This window comes from Lagierella sp., assembly GCF_029983815.1.
In the GTDB taxonomy this organism is placed as follows: domain Bacteria; phylum Bacillota; class Clostridia; order Tissierellales; family Peptoniphilaceae; genus Mediannikoviicoccus.
Genome location: NZ_JASBYU010000002.1, coordinates 101,481 through 119,038, shown reverse-complemented (window position 1 = coordinate 119,038; position 17,558 = coordinate 101,481). Strand labels below are relative to the sequence as shown.

The 17,558-nt window shown below is 36.3% G+C and carries 14 protein-coding genes, 1 tRNA gene and 1 riboswitch; of the genes, 8 read left to right on the top strand and 7 right to left on the bottom strand.

The features are described 5' to 3' along the window. Positions 1 to 9: 9 nt before the first annotated feature. The 3 genes from Q1K37_RS01755 to selA all read right to left on the bottom strand — a co-directional run bounded on the left by Q1K37_RS01755 (position 10) and on the right by selA (position 3,470). A tRNA-Sec gene (locus Q1K37_RS01755) sits at positions 10 to 106 on the bottom strand. A gap of 71 nt (positions 107 to 177) precedes the next feature. Beyond that, positions 178 to 2,058: a selenocysteine-specific translation elongation factor gene (gene selB / locus Q1K37_RS01750; RefSeq protein WP_300408774.1), complete on the bottom strand. Its 1,881-nt coding sequence runs from the start codon at positions 2,056 to 2,058 to the stop codon at positions 178 to 180. Between the two features lie 2 nt (positions 2,059 to 2,060). Continuing rightward, entirely contained in the window at positions 2,061 to 3,470 is a 1,410-nt protein-coding gene (gene selA / locus Q1K37_RS01745; protein WP_300408772.1) for an L-seryl-tRNA(Sec) selenium transferase, read from the bottom strand. A 239-nt stretch (positions 3,471 to 3,709) separates the two neighbouring features. Then, a riboswitch (glycine riboswitch) is annotated at positions 3,710 to 3,807 on the top strand. Positions 3,808 to 3,933: 126 nt separating this feature from the next. On the opposite strand from selA, the gene Q1K37_RS01740 reads away from it, so the two are divergent. The 7 genes from Q1K37_RS01740 to grdD all read left to right on the top strand — a co-directional run bounded on the left by Q1K37_RS01740 (position 3,934) and on the right by grdD (position 11,270). Beyond that, entirely contained in the window at positions 3,934 to 4,299 is a 366-nt protein-coding gene (locus Q1K37_RS01740) for a GrdX family protein (protein WP_300408770.1), read from the top strand. 16 nt (positions 4,300 to 4,315) lie between these two features. Then, positions 4,316 to 5,254: a thioredoxin-disulfide reductase gene (gene trxB, locus Q1K37_RS01735; protein WP_300408768.1), complete on the top strand. Its 939-nt coding sequence runs from the start codon at positions 4,316 to 4,318 to the stop codon at positions 5,252 to 5,254. 58 nt (positions 5,255 to 5,312) lie between these two features. Continuing rightward, a complete protein-coding gene (locus Q1K37_RS01730; protein WP_300408766.1) occupies positions 5,313 to 6,599 on the top strand; it encodes a glycine/sarcosine/betaine reductase component B subunit in 1,287 nt (428 codons plus the stop codon). Positions 6,600 to 6,680: 81 nt separating this feature from the next. Further along, complete coding sequence (gene grdA / locus Q1K37_RS01725; protein WP_300408764.1) at positions 6,681 to 7,139, top strand: glycine/sarcosine/betaine reductase complex selenoprotein A; 459 nt, start codon at positions 6,681 to 6,683, stop codon at positions 7,137 to 7,139. A 40-nt stretch (positions 7,140 to 7,179) separates the two neighbouring features. Continuing rightward, entirely contained in the window at positions 7,180 to 8,490 is a 1,311-nt protein-coding gene (gene grdB, locus Q1K37_RS01720) for a glycine reductase complex selenoprotein B (protein WP_300408762.1), read from the top strand. Positions 8,491 to 8,575: 85 nt separating this feature from the next. After that, complete coding sequence (gene grdC, locus Q1K37_RS01715) at positions 8,576 to 10,111, top strand: glycine/sarcosine/betaine reductase complex component C subunit beta (RefSeq protein ID WP_300408760.1); 1,536 nt, start codon at positions 8,576 to 8,578, stop codon at positions 10,109 to 10,111. A 10-nt stretch (positions 10,112 to 10,121) separates the two neighbouring features. Then, on the top strand, positions 10,122 to 11,270 hold the full coding sequence (gene grdD / locus Q1K37_RS01710) for a glycine/sarcosine/betaine reductase complex component C subunit alpha (RefSeq protein ID WP_300408758.1): 1,149 nt from the start codon (positions 10,122 to 10,124) through the stop codon (positions 11,268 to 11,270). Between the two features lie 145 nt (positions 11,271 to 11,415). Here grdD and Q1K37_RS01705 read toward each other — a convergent pair whose 3' ends face one another. The 4 genes from Q1K37_RS01705 to Q1K37_RS01690 form a co-directional block, all read right to left on the bottom strand. Further along, on the bottom strand, positions 11,416 to 12,696 hold the full coding sequence (locus tag Q1K37_RS01705) for a dicarboxylate/amino acid:cation symporter (RefSeq protein ID WP_300408756.1): 1,281 nt from the start codon (positions 12,694 to 12,696) through the stop codon (positions 11,416 to 11,418). A 250-nt stretch (positions 12,697 to 12,946) separates the two neighbouring features. After that, positions 12,947 to 13,459, bottom strand: a complete 513-nt coding sequence (locus tag Q1K37_RS01700) for a hypothetical protein (RefSeq protein ID WP_300408754.1) — start codon at positions 13,457 to 13,459, stop codon at positions 12,947 to 12,949. 75 nt (positions 13,460 to 13,534) lie between these two features. Further along, positions 13,535 to 14,602, bottom strand: a complete 1,068-nt coding sequence (locus Q1K37_RS01695; RefSeq protein WP_300408753.1) for an FAD:protein FMN transferase — start codon at positions 14,600 to 14,602, stop codon at positions 13,535 to 13,537. A gap of 109 nt (positions 14,603 to 14,711) precedes the next feature. Further along, complete coding sequence (locus Q1K37_RS01690; RefSeq protein WP_300408751.1) at positions 14,712 to 15,998, bottom strand: trypsin-like peptidase domain-containing protein; 1,287 nt, start codon at positions 15,996 to 15,998, stop codon at positions 14,712 to 14,714. Positions 15,999 to 16,340: 342 nt separating this feature from the next. Between Q1K37_RS01690 and Q1K37_RS01685 the strand changes: the two genes are divergently transcribed. Further along, on the top strand, positions 16,341 to 17,552 hold the full coding sequence (locus Q1K37_RS01685) for a DUF819 family protein (protein WP_300408749.1): 1,212 nt from the start codon (positions 16,341 to 16,343) through the stop codon (positions 17,550 to 17,552). Positions 17,553 to 17,558: the final 6 nt, after the last annotated feature.

Here is a 17,558-nt window from a genome sequence, read left to right as displayed (position 1 = left end):
TATGTATCGTGGCGGGAATGCGTGGGAATCGAACCCACCCGAGAAGCTCCTAACCCCTCATACTGGTTTTGAAGACCAGAGAGCACACCAGCACTCATTCACTCCCACGTCACAATTATTTTACCATACTTTTGGAATAAAATACAATTTATCTCTTATATTTGAGAATTTATTTTTTTATACCAAAACCCTATAATCATCAACTCTCTTAGTCAACTTGATATGGTCAAAGTAATCCAGGATCAGCAGGACATTCTTTCTACTGGACTTTAACAAATCCCTAGCTTCTGAAACGGTTATGGTTTCATTTTTATTTAGATAATCCAAGATAATCTTTTTAGCCATGTTGAAGTCCCTCTCTAGAAGAACGTTGTTTTCAGCCCCAAAGACAACTATTTCATTGCCTATCATAAATTCAAGGACTTGTCTTCTATCCTTATCCCTACCAGCTAAAGACTTCAGGTTTTCTATCTTCTCTAAACCGTTATCCTCTATTTCTCTAATTAAAGCTTCCTTTGTCTTCTCCTGTTTTGGTGTAAGTTTTATCTTATGACTTGTAAGGCCGTAATAGTCTGCTGACTCTTTAACAATTCCCTTATCCTTCATAAGTTTTAATACAAATTCCAATTCTCTTAAATTGACATCGTAGGAATTTTGGGTAAGAAGTTCATTTTTAGTCATACCCAATGCTAGAGGATTTTTTTCATGATTTTTTTCTAATATCTTTTCTATATCTTCAAACACTCTAGTTAAAACCTCTTGGCTTACATACCTGTCTACTATTTTAACAATTTTCCCCTCGGATATTAACCCATTTACTTCTTCACTTACAACCTTCTTGTTTTCTCCTGTATAGGATACGATCTCCTTTAGGGATATAAGAGCATCTTCAGAGTTTGCAAATTGGAAGATTATATCGTCTAACTCTCCCTGCTCCTTTATCTGAAGCTGTTTTACCAATTCTTCATCTATATTGTGTTTCTTTGCCATAGGTTCGATGATGACTCCTCCACCTATGGTCTCCACAGGAGAATAGGACCTTAGTACAAACCTATCCCTGTTTCTACAAACTAGAGGTTCCTCCAATCTAAGTTGCAAAAAGCCTTCCTCCCCTTGACCAATCTCCTCTTGATCTAATGGAACGGCACGACAAAATATCTCTCTTGTACCTATTCCAAGTCTTAATCTCATCCAATGGTGAATCGGAAAGTCTGAAGCCTTAGAAACCATAACCTTACAGTCTATAATATTGGTTAGAATCACTGAACCCTCTGAGGCTATTACATCCCCTCTTTCAATGTCTCCTGATTTAATCCCTGAAAGATTTATAGCAGTCCTTTGTCCAGCATAAGCAGTTTCTTCGTCCTCGCCATGAACTTGGATAGATCTAACCTTCGCCTCTTTTCCCTCTGGATAGATAATGAGGTCATCTCCTCTAGAAATCTTACCTTCCATTAAAGTTCCTGTAACTACAATCCCAATTCCCTTTACAGGAAAAGCCCTGTCTATATGCATTCTAAAAGGTGTATCCGACTTCTTTTCTTCAACCTTTTCACTCTCAGATGCAATTAAATTCTTTAGTTCATCGATCCCTCTTCCAGATATGGAATCCACCTTTGCTATAGGTGCATTTTCAAGGAAAGTTCCCTTTGAAAATTCCTTTAGTTCCTCTTCCACTAGTGCTAAATAATCATCCTCTACCATATCGGACTTGGTGATTACCATAATTCCTCTGTGGACATTCATATAGGATAGTATATCTAAATGTTCCCTACTTTGAGGCATTACTCCCTCATCTGCAGCGATTATAAATAGAACTAGGTCTATTCCTGTAGCCCCTGCCATCATATTCTTTATAAATCTTTCATGGCCAGGAACGTCGACTATCCCAACTCTATTGCCATTTGGTAAATCCAAGTAGGTAAATCCTAGGTTAATGGAAATACCCCTCTTCTTTTCCTCTTTTAATGTATCTGTCTCTCTACCCGTTAGGGCCTTAACTAAAGTAGTCTTACCGTGGTCGATATGCCCGGCAGTACCTATTATAATATTCTTCATATCTAACTCCTTGGAAAACAGTTCTCTATCTCATTGGCTATAGTATCAAAATCCTTATCATCTAATGTTCGTAAGTCCAACATATACTTGTCATCTTTTATTCTACCTATGATATGACTTGGAGAAAGTCTCAACCTCTCCTCTATCTTACTAGGACTTAAACCTTCCTTTTCAAGTAGGATTACCTTGGAATCAAATTCTTCCCCTGGCATGGATCCTCCACCTACTGTAGATTTGCCATCTTCTATATGAACCTTAATATCGGTATTTTTTTCTTCTATTTTAGATACCAATACCTTTGCCCTTTCCATAAGTTCCAAAGGCGTTGCAGTAATCATTCTTAAAGTAGGAATATTCTTTTTAGCCTTTTCTTCATCAAAGTACATCCTAATGGTGCATTCCAGTGCAGCCAATGTGAATTTATCCACCCTTAGGGCTCTAAGGATTTGATTTGACTTCATCTTGTCAATATATTCCTTTTTACCTACTATGATTCCAGCTTGAGGTCCCCCTAGTAATTTATCGCCACTAAAGGTAATTAGATCTATTCCAGATTTAATGGATTCAGAAATCGTCGGTTCATGAGGTAGTCCATATTCTTCCATATTGTAGTAAACCCCACTACCTAGATCCTCTACAACTGGTAAATCATATCTATCGCCCAGCTCCTTTAACTCCCTATTGGATACCGAGTCAGTAAAACCGATTAATTTGTAGTTACTGGTATGAACCTTCATCAGTACAGCAGTCTCTTCGGTGATGGCATCTTCATAATCTGAAACCCTAGTCTTATTTGTAGATCCAACTTCCACAAGGTTAGCCCCACTCATGGACATTACAGATGGGATTCTGAATGCTCCTCCAACTTCTACAAGTTCCCCTCGGGATACTATGGCTTCCTTGTCCTTGGCAAATGTATTTAACACCAAGAATACAGCAGCGGCATTGTTGTTGACGATTAGAGCATCCTCAACACCAAGTAGAAGTCTAATCATCTTAGTTACATGAACATAGCGAGATCCTCTTTTACCTTCGGGAATATCGTATTCCAGATTGGAATAGCTGGAGATGATTTCCCAGATCTCGTCCTTTATGCTGTCACTAAGCAATGACCTTCCTAAGTTGGTGTGAAGTATGGTTCCAGTTCCATTAATTACCTTTAATAGAGAATGGGAAAATTCCTTTTCCATCTTGTCACAAACTTTTAATATAAGATTGTCCAGATTCAATTCTCTCTTTAGATTTTCTAAGTCCTCTTCCTTGGAACTTATAATCTCTTTTCTAATTTCATCCAGGACATCTCTAATCCCTTCTGTCTTTAAGACTCTAGAGTATTCTAATTTTTCTATCCTCTCGGATTTTAATATCTCTTCCACTTGGGGTATCATTTTAAATAAGTCTTTTTTATCCATTTATATCTCCTATCGATGTTTATATCATTATTATAACAAAACAGTATCTGTATTTAGTGTAATGGATAATCTAATAACTTAAAAGGTTTAAGAAGATTTATTAATTATTTTCATCAATTTTGACATTTTTGTAATATTTTAATAAATATTTCGCTAAAAACTCAAATTTGTTGACTTTTTGACAATCTCGTGCTATGATTATTTTGCAAGTTAAGGAAATAACTAAATCAATATACGGTATGATCGTCGTGGGAGACTCTTAGGAGACCGAAGGGACAAGAGAAGCTACTGCCAATAGCATCTTGAAATTCTCAGGTAAAAGGACTGCGACGGGACTGGATTCTGAAGTTAGCGACAGAGGATAAGATGGCATTATCTTTTCTGTCGTTTTTTTTGACTACAAAAAAATTCAGTTATTGCCTATTTGTATTAATTAAGTGATAAATCTTATGAAGAGGTGTCTATGTTAATCGTTACAAATAATCCTAAGTTTTTAGGATTTCAAAAAGAAGGCTTTGAAGTGAGATACTTGGAAGAAGATTATCTATCAGTATTAAAGGCGACAAGAAATCTTGTACATTCCGGTTATGAAGTTTTAACCCATCCCCTATACGGTTCTGTAAAGCCATATGAGACTCTATACAGAACCATTGTATTAAAGGAAGGAAAAAAACTTGACTACAATTCTGTAACCCTTGTGGAAGATGCCATAGTGACCGCTGAAAAGTTCTACAAAATGAACAAACATTTTAAATGGACTCCCGATATCTTAGACGACTTTCAGGTTATCGATAAAGACTTAATCGACAATGCAATCGAAAGAATTTAAGGAGTTCGAGGACAAAATGGATAATATATATGATATTATTATTGTTGGCGGAGGTCCCGCTGGACTAAGCTGCGGACTTTATGCTTCAAGGGCAAAACTTAAAACCTTGGTTCTTGAAAAGGACAGTATGGGCGGTCAGATGTTTTTGACTGGAAGCATTGAAAACTACCCTGGATCTTCAGAGATTTCAACGGGAATGTCCCTTACAAACAGATTTAAAGAACAAGCAGAAAGCTTCGGTTGTGAAATTATTAAAAATAAGGTTGCAAAATTGGAGCTTAATGATAAAATAAAGACGGTCGTATGTGAGACAGAAACCTACAAGGCCAAGACAGTTGTAATTGCTACGGGAGCAACTAGAAGAAAACTTGGAATTCCCGGTGAAGATGAATTTTCTGGAAAGGGCGTTTCCTACTGTGCAACCTGTGATGGTTCATTTTTCCAAGGACTGGAAATTCTAGTTATTGGAAGCGGAAACTCTGCCTTTGAAGAGGCAATTGAACTTACCAAGTTTGGCAAGAAAGTTTATCTGGCTCATAGAAAAGACCTTTCTAAAGTGACTCCAGTTATTCTGGAAAGGGCCAGGAAAAATGAGAAGATAGAATTTCTTCCTCAAGAGGAAATTCAAGAAATCAAAGGTGATGGCCTAGTCAAGTCTGTAATCTTTAAAAATTCAGAGTCCGGACAAGAGACGGAATTCTGTGTTAAAGAGGGAGATCCAACCTTTGGAGTGTTTGTTTTCATTGGTTCTAAGCCAAATAGTCAATTTCTCGGTGAGTTTAGTGGCCTGGAAAACGGGTATATACTAACTAACAGGGAGATGGAGACAAAGGTCCCTGGGGTTTTTGCTGCCGGTGACATCAGAGCCAAATCTGTTAGGCAAATTGTTACTGCAGCCGCTGATGGAGCAATAGCTGCAATTAGCGCTGAAAAATATATTACAGAAAACTTTTAAATTGCATAATTCACCAATTGTGGTGTTTTATATATAAAATTTTAGTCGGAGGTGTGGTATGAAATTAGAATTAGGTAAAATCTTTATTAAAGATGTCCAATTTTCTGATTCATCAAAAATCGAAGACGGTATCCTTTATGTAAATAAGGATGAGTTATTAGAAGCTGTCGGCGGGGACGAGCATATCAAATCAATTGACTTTGATATTGCAAAACCTGGCGAAAGCGTAAGAATAACTCCAGTTAAGGATGTTCTTGAACCTAGAGTTAAGGTTGAAGGCCCTGGAGCTATATTCCCAGGAATCCTTAATAAAGTTGATACCGTTGGTGAAGGCAAGACACATGCTCTTAAGGGAATGGCTGTCGTTACTACTGGTAAGATAGTTGGTTTCCAAGAAGGTATTATTGACATGGTTGGAGAAGGTGCTGAATATACACCATTCTCAAAGACTATTAACTTAGTTGTTATAGCTGAACCTGTTGATGGTATTAAACAACATGTGCACGAAAATGCTATAAGAATGATTGGTCTTAAGGCTGCTAACTATTTAGGAGAACTTGCAAGAGATATAACTCCTGATGAAGTTGCAACTTATGAAACTAAACCATTGTTAGAGCAAATCAACGAATATCCAGATCTTCCAAAGGTAGCTTACGTATACATGCTACAAACTCAAGGTTTGCTACATGACACATACGTATATGGTGTAGATGCTAAACAAATAGTACCTACTATCCTTTACCCTACTGAGATCATGGATGGAGCTATCGTAAGCGGTAACTGTGTATCTGCATGCGATAAGAACCCAACTTACGTTCACTTAAATAATGGTGTAATTGAAGACCTTTATGCAAGACATGGTAAAGATTACAACTTCTTAGGTGTAATAATTACTAACGAGAACGTATATCTAATGGATAAGGAAAGATCTTCTAACTGGACTTCAAAATTAGTTGAATATCTTGGAGTTGACGCAGTTATAGTTTCTCAAGAAGGTTTCGGTAACCCTGACACTGACTTGATAATGAACTGTAAGAAGATTGAAAACAAGGGTGTTAAGACAGTAATCGTAACTGACGAATATGCTGGTAGAGACGGTGCTTCTCAATCATTAGCAGACGCTGATGAAAAAGCAAATGCCGTAGTTACTGGTGGAAATGCTAACCAAGTTGTAGTACTTCCTAAGTTAGATAAGATTATAGGACATGTGGAATTTGTTGACATCATAGCTGGTGGAGCTAAGGGTTCCCTAAGAGAAGATGGAACTATCGAAGTTGAAATCCAAGCTATTACAGGTGCAACTAACGAAACTGGATTCAATTATTTAACAGCAAAAGGTTATTAATTCTGAATCAAACAACTTAAAACAAACTAAACAAATAAACTAAAAAAACTAACAAACAAATAAATTAAACAGGAGGATGTCATGAGTATATTAGAAAACAAAAAGATTTTGATCATCGGCGACCGTGACGGAATTCCTGCTCCTGCTATTGAAGAGTGTGTTAACACTGTTCCAAATACAGAAGTAGTATTCGCGTCTACTGAATGTTTCGTCTGAACTAGTGCCGGAGCTATGGACCTAGAAAACCAAAAGAGAATTAAGGAAGCAGCAGAAAAATTTGGTGCTGAAAATCTAGTGGTTATTTTAGGTGGTGGCGAGGCAGAAGCTGCAGGTTTAGCAGCTGAAACTGTTACAACTGGAGACCCTACATTCGCTGGTCCTCTAGCTGGTGTGGAACTTAACTTAGCAGTTTACCACGTAATCGAAGAAGCTCTAAAGGCTGAATTCGATCCAGAAGTATATGACGAGCAAATCGGAATGATGGAAATGGTTCTTGACGTTGACGAAATCGCTGGCGAAATGGAAGAAATCAGAGGATAATATATTATAAAAAACACTTTTAAAAAAGGAGGATGTATTAATGGCGGATATTAGAGTCGTGCATTATATTAACCAATTCTTCGCAGGAATTGGTGGCGAAGAAAAGGCCGACATAGCGCCTTTCATTGCTGAAGAGTTACCTCCAGTTAGTAAACAATTAGGGTCAAAACTAGGAGAAGGCTTCGAAGTAGTTGGAACTGTTGTATGTGGTGACAGTTACTTTGGAGAAAATATGGAATCAGCAAGTAAAGAGGTTTTAGATATGATAAAATCTTTTGAACCTGATCTATTTATCGCAGGACCTGCTTTCAACGCTGGACGTTATGGTGTTGCTGCTGGTACTGTTACTAAAATGGTTAAAGAAGAACTTAACATCCCTTCAATCACAGGTATGTACGTGGAAAACCCAGGTGCAGACATGTTCAAGAAGGATGTATATATAATCTCTACAGCTAACTCAGCTGCAGGTATGAGAAAAGCACTTCCTGCTATTGCAAAATTAGCTAGAAAGCTTGCTCTTAACGAAGAAGTTCTTGGACCTGAAGAAGAAGGATATATCGAAAGAGGAGTAAGAGTTAACTACTTCGCTGAAAAAAGAGGATCTGAAAGAGCTGTTGATATGCTTGTTAAGAAGATCAAAGGCGAAGAGTTCGTTACTGAATATCCAATGCCTTCCTTCGACAGAGTTGAACCTAGTCCAGCACTAACTGACTTATCTAAAGCTACTATTGCTATAGTAACTTCAGGGGGTATTGTTCCTAAAAGAAACCCAGACAGAATCGAATCATCATCTGCTTCTAAGTATGGTGAATACTCAATCGCAGGTATTGATGACCTAAATTCTGAAACTCACGAAACTGCTCACGGTGGTCATGACCCTGTATATGCAAACGAAGACGCAGACAGAGTAATCCCTGTGGACATTTTAAGAGAAATGGAAAAAGAAGGTAAGATCGGTAAGTTATACGATTACTTCTACTCTACAGTAGGAAACGGTACAGCAGTTGCTTCTGCAAAGAAATTTGCTGCTGAAATCGGTGAAAAATTAAAAGCTGATAACGTAGATGCAGTTATCTTGACTTCTACGTGAGGTACTTGTACACGTTGCGGTGCAACAATGGTAAAAGAAATTGAAGCAACAGGTATTCCTGTAGTCCACATCTGTACAGTAGTTCCTATCTCATTAACAGTAGGAGCTAACAGAATAGTACCTGCTATTGCGATCCCTCACCCATTAGGAAATCCTGCATTGGATCCTAAGGAAGAGAAAGATCTTAGAAGACATATCGTTGAAAAAGCTCTTAATGCTTTAACAACTCCTGTCGACGATCAAACTGTTTTTGAAGATTAATTAATTTAATCTTTTAGATAATATAACTAAAAAATGATTCTGCCCCTAATGGGGCAGAATCTATAATTAAAATGGAGGTTTTTTTATGTCATTTCCTGTATTTAAAAGTGCCGGATTTGTATTAGTTCATACACCAGATATGATTATACAAAACGGTTCCACTACTTCAACTGAAAGAGTTACTAACCCTGGTTCTGAATTCTTACAAAAAGTTGGAGACCACATTAGAACTTATGAAGAAGTGGTAAATTACTTACCTAACCAAGTTTACATTGGTAATCTTAGACCTGAAGAATTACAAAAACATGATTTACCTTGGTTCGATAAAGAATGCAAGGGAGAAAGAAAAGGTAGATTTGGAGAAATCGTACCTCAAGACGAATTTATTGCTGCTATTAAAGCATGTGACTCTTTTGAATTAGTTGAATTATCTGAAGAGTTCATCGAATCTGTAAAACCTAAATTAGAAGAAAACTATCCTCACTTAGCTGAGTCATTCGCAAATGCAAAAGCTTCCGATATCGAAGCTGACAAACATCTAATTGACGAACACAAAGCTGAAGGACTTTACATGGAAGGCAAACTAGTTGGACTTATTAAACAAGCCCATGATGTAGACGTTAACTTAAGTGCTCACACAATGTTTGAAAACCTTGTATCAAAAGCTTCAGCAGTACTTTGCGCTGACTACATGTTCCAAGCACAAGATAAGGTAACAAAAGAAGAGATAGATTATGTTATAGAATGTTCAGAAGAAGCCTGCGGGGACGTTAACCAAAGAGGTGGCGGTAACTTCGCTAAGGCTATTGCTGAAAAAGTTGGATTGGTTAATGCATCTGGTTCCGATACAAGAGGATTCTGTGCTGCTCCTATCCACTCATTTATCCAAGCTGCTTCATTAGTAGAAGCTGGAGTTTATGATAACGTACTTGTTGTTGCAGGTGGTTCAACTGCAAAACTTGGTATGAACGCTAAAGACCACGTTAAAAAAGACTATCCTGTTCTTGAAGACGTAGTTGGTACTTTCGCTGTTGTTATATCTAAGAACGACGGAGTATCCCCTATCATCAGAACAGACTTAACAGGAAAACACACTGTTGGTACTGGATCCTCACCTCAAGCTGTTATGAGCTCTCTAGTTACTAACTGTCTAGATAAAGGAAACTTAAAGATCACTGACATTGATACATTCTCAGTAGAAATGCAAAACCCAGACATTACAGTTCCAGCAGGAGCAGGTAATGTACCAGAAGCTAACTACAAGATGATAGCTGCTCTAGGTGTTAAGGGTGGAGCATTACAAAGAACTGATATCCCAGGATTTGCTACAAACTATGGTTTACCTGGTTGGGCTCCAACTCAAGGTCACATCCCTTCAGGAGCACCTTATGTAGGATTCTGTATTGAAGATTTAACTACTGGTGATAAGAACAGAGCAATGTTCATTGGTAAAGGTTCATTATTCCTAGGAAGACTTACTAACCTATTTGATGGTGTTTCCTTCGTAGTTGAAAGAAATAAAGGCGAAGAAGCTGAAGAATCTGGAGTATCAAGAGAAGAAATTAAAAAAATAATTGGTGAATCCTTAAGAGAATTAGCAACTAATATGCTTGCAGAATAGGAGTGGTTATATGCCTAAGAATATTATTGCAGAAGCTCTTTTAGAGATTGCTGAAGGAATCGAAAGTGGTTCCTTTGCAAAAAAACCTAGAATCGGTCTTACTATTTTAGGTTCAGAACATGGCGTGGAAAATATGTTGGAAGCTGCAAGACTTGCAAAATCCCCATCCCACGAAGTTGTTCTAATTGGACCTAAACAAGAAAATTGCGATCTAGAAACTCATGAAGTTTCTTCTGAAGAAGAAGCTCATAAGAAAATGGAAGAGCTACTTGATAAAAAAGTTATAGACGCTTGTGTAACATTACACTACACATTCCCTATTGGAGTTTCTACTATAGGTAGAGTTGTAGCTCCAAGTACAGGAAGAGAAATGCTTATTGCTACTACAACTGGTACATCAGCTCTAAATAGAGTTGAAGGTATGGTTAGAAACACTATTGCAGGTGTTGCAGTTGCAAAATCCCTTGGAATTGAAAAACCACAAGTTGGTGTTCTAAATGTCGATGGAGCAAAACAAGTAGAAAGAGCATTACAAAACCTAATAGCTAATGGCTATGACTTAGAATTCGCTGAATCAGCAAGAGCTGACGGTGGAGCTATTCTAAGAGGAAATGACATACTTCAAGGTGTACCTGATGTATGTGTTACCGACTCATTGACAGGAAATATCCTTATGAAGATGTTCGCAGCCTTCTCCACAGGTGGAAGCTACGAAGCTGCAGGATTTGGATATGGTCCAGGAGTTGGAAAAGACTATGACAGAAATATCTGCATAGTTTCAAGAGCTTCAGGAGCTCCTGTAATAGCAAATGCTATTAAATACGCTGCAGACCTTGTAAGAGGAGATTTCTTCAAAGTGACTGCTGATGAATACAAAGCAGTTGAAGGCGCTTGTTTCGACGTTGTATTAGATTCATTACAACCTAAGAAAGAAGATGCTGGAGAAAAAGAAGAAACTGTAGAAGCTCCTCCAAAAGAAATCGTAACTGATTCTATAGCAGGAATTGAAATTCTTGACTTAGAAGATGCAGTTCAAGCTCTTTGGAAAGAAGGAATTTACGCTGAAAGTGGTATGGGATGTACAGGACCAATCGTAATGATTAGTTCAGCTAACCACGAAAAATCAGCTGAAATCTTAAAAGACAAAGGTTTCATCTAAAATAGAATGATTAAGGCAGAAGGAAAATCCTTCTGCCTTTTCTTTTTGTCTAAAATATAGGTCTAAGTTTTTGTTAATATATAAATATTATCAACTATTACAATATAGAGAACAAAGACATTTGAATGTCTCTGCCATAATAGTATTATGCGTTGTATTTCTCTAAATCCAATTCTTTTTGTAAAGCCGCAACCATAACACCTGTGGAGCCTCCAGCATGAACATTTGTTGAAGTACGTCCCATATCTGCTACACCAGCAATTGGACTTAATACGAGAATCATTTCAACAGGTAATCCCATTGAAGCAAATAATGCTGTAGCTTGAATGGTTCCAGTTCCAGGAACACCAACGGTTCCTAATGATGCAAATAGCGCTGACCCAATCATAATTGCATATTGGGAAGTTGTAAATGGAATATTTAGTGCATTTATTGTGAAGATTGCTAAAAGTACCGGCCAAATTGAAGCACAACCTGGCATTCCAAAGGTAGTTCCTATGGATGCTGAGAAAGAAGCTATTTCTCCAGGAACACCCATTTTTTCTTGCTCTTTTATATTTGCTGGCAATGTACCAATAGAACTTTGAGTGGTAAAGGCAATTAACCAAGCTGGGAAAAATTTTCTTTGGAATTTAAATGGATTTAGTCTTCCAATCAAACTCAACATAACAGTAGATGTAACAAATGTGTGGAATAGACATGCAACATAAACCATCAATAATAAGAATAACAATTCCTTAACAAAAGACAAGTCAAGGGTAGCTACTTGATTTGCTAATAATGATAATACTGCATAAGGAGTAAATTCTATAATATCTCCTATGATATTGTTCATTACTTTATTTCCTGCTTTAATGAAGTCTACAAATGGTTTAATTTCTTCTTTTTTAGGATATTTTAAAACTACTATACCAATAATAATTGCAAAAACTACGATAGGTACTATCTTATTATTTACCATACTGTCTACTATATTTTTAGGAAAAAAGCTAACGACTACATCCGCAAAAGCTGGTACTTCACTCACCTCTTCTGCAGCATTCATCTTCATATTTGCATTCATTCCCAAGCCAACTAGTTTACCTAACACTAATGCAAGAACAGAACCTAAAACATTATGAAGTGCCAATACACCAATAGTCTTTCCCCCTAAGGATCTCAATTTGTCAGTACTTTCAAGTGAAGATACCGTATTAATAATTGAGAAAAGTAGTAACGGAAATACAAATGCTTGTAAAAGACTGGCAAATACTCGACCAAAAATTGCTACATAATCAGTATTTCCTTTAAAAACAAGTCCTACTAGCACACCCATAGCGGTTGCAAGTAAAATTCTAATCATGAATGAAACCTTACGTTTCTTTAATTCATTTAGAACCAGGCATAGGACAATAGCCACAATTAAAGCTATGATGCTTTTAATCATTAATTAATCATCTCCTTTTATTAATGTTTTTTACTAATGTATTGTACCACTCCACTTCAAAAATCACAAGCAAATTAATAATATTTTAACGATTTCCTTAGAAATTTTACATTTTTTTAACTTATTTTTCTTTTCATTCTAAACAAGCACTGATTTCTTCCATTTAAAAAAGACAGGAAATAATTTCCTGCCTTTAATCATCCTAATAAGATTAAATATCAACTATCATTTAATTTTATTTTTACAGTACCTAGAACCAGTTTAAAGGTATTAGAAATAGATAGGGCGCTGTAAAAATAGCCATATTTCTAGCTAATACAAACTTTTCACATTCTGTTAGTTCAATATTCTTATATACAAATTTACGGTTTAGAAAATAAATTAAAAATCCTCCCAGTATCACACAGGCTAAGACTATTAAAAATGAAAATATATTATCTAAGGGATTGATTTGTATTGGTGAAATATTTTCCAACCACCACTTCCCAATCTTCGTACTGGTATCTGGACTCCAAATAACGGAGAGTAATACTAGTGGAATTGATGCGATAATATCACTTATAAAACCTACTAAGACCGTCTTTGGAAGTATACGCAGTATAAGATTCTTCTTATCTCCAATACTTAGATGCGCTGTTGTAAATAGTAAGACTAAGCCATCAATAATCGCATTGATTGGTATAATTGCAAGCCAAGTTATTGGAAGTACCCAAAGCATCCATATTGGAAAAATCACATTTCTCAATTTTATTTCTTTTTTCATAAACATCTCCTATCTTAATAAAAATTTCATATTTTCGACTCGCTCATATATTATATATTAGTTCCTATGATTTCACTAATCTTTTAAATACTTTTCGAACCCTTCTGTTTCCTTTATTTTTCCGTTTTTATCTACCCACATTACCTCCACATCTTTAAATTTCTTTATCAGGTTTTTACCTTCCTCATAATCTAAGATGAAAAGCGTTGTAGAAAGATAATCTGCTACAGAGCTATCCTTTGCAACTACTGTCACAGAAGTAAAGTTTTCTGCTGGCATCAAAGTCTTGGGACTAATTATATGGTTGTAGTCCTTACCATCAACGGTATAGAATCTTTGATAGTTTCCACTTGTTACAACGGTCAAGTCCTTTCCATATATGGTCTCAATGGTAGGTTTTTTTGTGTTCTCCTTTAAATTTGGATTTTGTACTCCAATTATCCACTTGTCCCTTCCCTCAATCATAGGCTTACCTAGGGCAATTATATTCCCTCCTGCAGAGAGAATTGCAGACTTACAGCCCTTCTCTTTGACCTTATCCATTATCAGCTGTGAAGCAAAGCCCTTTGACGTAGCTCCAAGGTCTAGTTTCATATTACTATCCTCTAAAAACACCGTTAATTCCTCTTCATCTAAAATAACCTTATTAATAGATGTGTGTTCATTAGCCTTTCTTAAATCCTCGATTTTTGGCAATTTCGCAGTTTTTGGATTCTTTAGTCCCTCTTCCCTGTATTCATGCCAAATCTCTAAAACCGAACCAAAAGCCATATTGGTCACATCAGAATATTCTTCTGTCATCTTTTTAGAAAACTTTATCAATTCAAAAAGATCTTTGTCTACCTTAATAGGTTTAATGCCCGCATTGTCATTGATGGTTTTAATATTGTTAACACCCTCAAAACTATCAAAATGATTATAGAGTTTGTGAAGCCTTTCAAACTCACTCTTTACCAAATCATAATACTGGTTATATTCCTCTTCAGACTGAGTGTAGGCAGTAAAGTCGATAATAGTGTCAAATACGTCAAAAAAGGTCTTCTGATATTTATTGTAACCCTTTATCACTTTTACCTTATTTCCAGCACATCCTGTTATAAATAGAACTATAATTAAAATTATAGAAATAAATTTCTTTTTCATGATTCACCTCTTAACTATTATAGCTTATTTAGATGTCTATGTAATATCTAAAAGGAGCGCTAAAATAAAAAAGGGGTGTAGCCATGCCACACTCCCCATTTAATTTATCCTATGATTGGGTTTCCATAAATTTTTCAAATTTTATTTTGACCTTTTGCTCCTTACTATTTCTGATTATAGTAAGTTCAGTTTCATCACCATATCTAAAGTCGATTAGTGACTTTCTGATATCATTCATACCTGTAATCTTCTTATCGCCAATTTTAATGATGATATCATTAGCTTGTATACCAGCTTTTCCTGCAGGACTAGTAGGCTCAACTTTCAAAATTGCAGCTCCATTTTTAGCCCCAGTGTCCACTTGGAAGTACTTTTCATACATGTCCAAGTCAACCCCTTGGATACCAAGCTTAACGGTTTCAAAGTTACCCTTATCCTTTATCTCATTTACTATGGACTTAGCTATATTAATAGGAATGGCAAATCCTATTCCTTCACCACCACTTGCCTTAGCAGTATTAATTCCAATGAGTTCACCCTTGGAATTTAGAAGAGCTCCACCGGAGTTACCTCCATTTATTGCAGCATCAGTTTGAATTAAACCATCCATAGAAGCACCATTTTCCATATTGATAGTTCTGTTTAATCCAGAGATATAACCTGAAGTAAGGGTTGACTGTAAGTCCAACCCTAGAGGGTTTCCAATAGCTATCGCCTTATCCCCTACTGAAACCTTATCCGAATCTCCCAAATCCATAACTGGAAGTCCAGTCTTTTCAACTTTAACAACCGCTAGATCCAGTCCCTCATCCTGCCATATCAACTGTCCAGCAGTCTTTTCTCCATCGCTGAACACCACATTGATCTCCCTAGCTCTACCATTACTTACAACATGGGAGTTAGTAAGGATATACCCGTCGCTACTTACAATAACGCCTGATCCGACACCTTCCACATAACCTCTCAAACTAAAGATGTCATTTGACTGGGTTATAGTAGTAATTCCAACAACAGACGGAATCGCCTTTTTTGCAATGGCATTTTCAACATTGGCATCATCCTTTACATTTATAGTGTAACTTGAGTTGGACCCATTGGAGTTGGATCTACCATACTCCGCCTCCACAATATCCTTTACCTTAACTGCAGTTGCCAAAGAAGATAGCACAGAGAACAAAAGAGTTATAATAATTATCCTAACCCAAGGTGTCTTCTTAGGCGGTACTCTTCTTATTTCCTCTCTTACAGCATTTCTAACATCGTCCATAGAAGGACCACGACTTCTATTGTAATCATCATAATAATCATTACTAGAATTATAGTAATATCTGTTTTCATCTCTAATATCATCGGAATTGAATCCTTCAGTATTGTCAAACCTTTCATCATCATTCATCAATAATCACCTCTTTTATACATCCATTTTAGTTTTACTACCTTTAAAATGTCTTAAACAATTTAATTTTCTATTTACTTTTTATTAATCTATAACCTTAAATTATTCTAAAATTGTCTTGTCTATTATTATACCCATCCTGATGTTTTGTAATATTGTTGTGATTTTACTATAGTCATAAATTTTAAATCTTGAAATTCACTTTAACATAACGACAATCCAAATTTAACATATTTCTTATGTTAACGATAACATTTAACAATTTATCGCTTTAATTGGCTTGACAAAAATTTTATTAGTTATATAATGAAATTGAAAATATTTCATTTATAGGAGGATTTTATGAACAGTTTAATTTCGCCGGATAGTACATGGATACTTTGGGCAATTCTTGCAGGTTCAGCTGCATTGGCAATCATACTGGAACAGAAGTACCAGTGGGCAAATAAGGTAACTGGTTGTATACTGGCCTTGTTTTTTATGTTGATTTTGGCAAATCTAAAGATTATTCCAACAGAATCTCCAGTTTATGATAACGTTTGGGACTATGTTGTACCTTTAGCTGTGCCTATGCTTTTATTTCAAGCGGACATCAAGAAGATTTGGAAGGGTTCTGGAAGAGTTTTAATAATCTATCTAATTTCTGGACTTGGAACCATAATAGGTGGTTTTATTGCATTCTTTATTCTAAAGAGTTTTATTCCTAAACTTGCAGATTTAGTTCCCATGTTTGTAGGAACCTATACAGGTGGATCAGTTAACTTTGTAGCCATGAGTACAATGTATAATGTCCCTGGACAGACAACATCAGCGGCACTAGTGGCAGATAACTTACTTATGGCGTTGTATTTCTTTACTCTAGCTTCATTGCCAGCAATGGCTTTTATCAAAAAATTCTACAAAAGACCCTATGAAGAAAATCTAGAGAAGATGTCAGAAAGTCAAAAGTCAGAAAATGAAACCATGGCCGCCCAATATTGGGGAGCTAAGGAGATTTCTCTAAAGGATATTGCAATAACAGTGGCTCTTGCCTTTATAATCGTAGCAATTTCAGACAAACTTGCAGGTATAATCCAGGAAGTCTTCTCTGGAGATGATGCTTTTTCAAAGATTATAGGAGGATTCTTCGGAAACAAATACCTTCTAATCACCACTTTCACAATGATTATTTCATCAGTATTTTCTAAACAGATGTCAAAGATTAAGGGCTCCCAAGAAATTGGAACTTTCCTAATCTATCTATTCTTTGCTGTAATTGGAGCTCCCGCTTCCATCATGTTAATTTTAAAGGAGTCCCCTCTACTATTGGTATTTGCACTATTAATAGTAATAATAAACCTAATCTGGTCACTAATTTGGGGTAAGATTTTAAAATTCTCCATTGAAGAAATTATCATCGCCTCCAACGCCAATGTAGGTGGTCCAACTACTGCAGCGGCAATGGCTGTATCAAAGGGATGGCAAGAATTAATAGTTCCTGCTTTATTAGTTGGTACTTTAGGGTATGTAATAGGTAACTACTTCGGAATTCTTTCCGGATTAATTTTACATTAGGAGGAA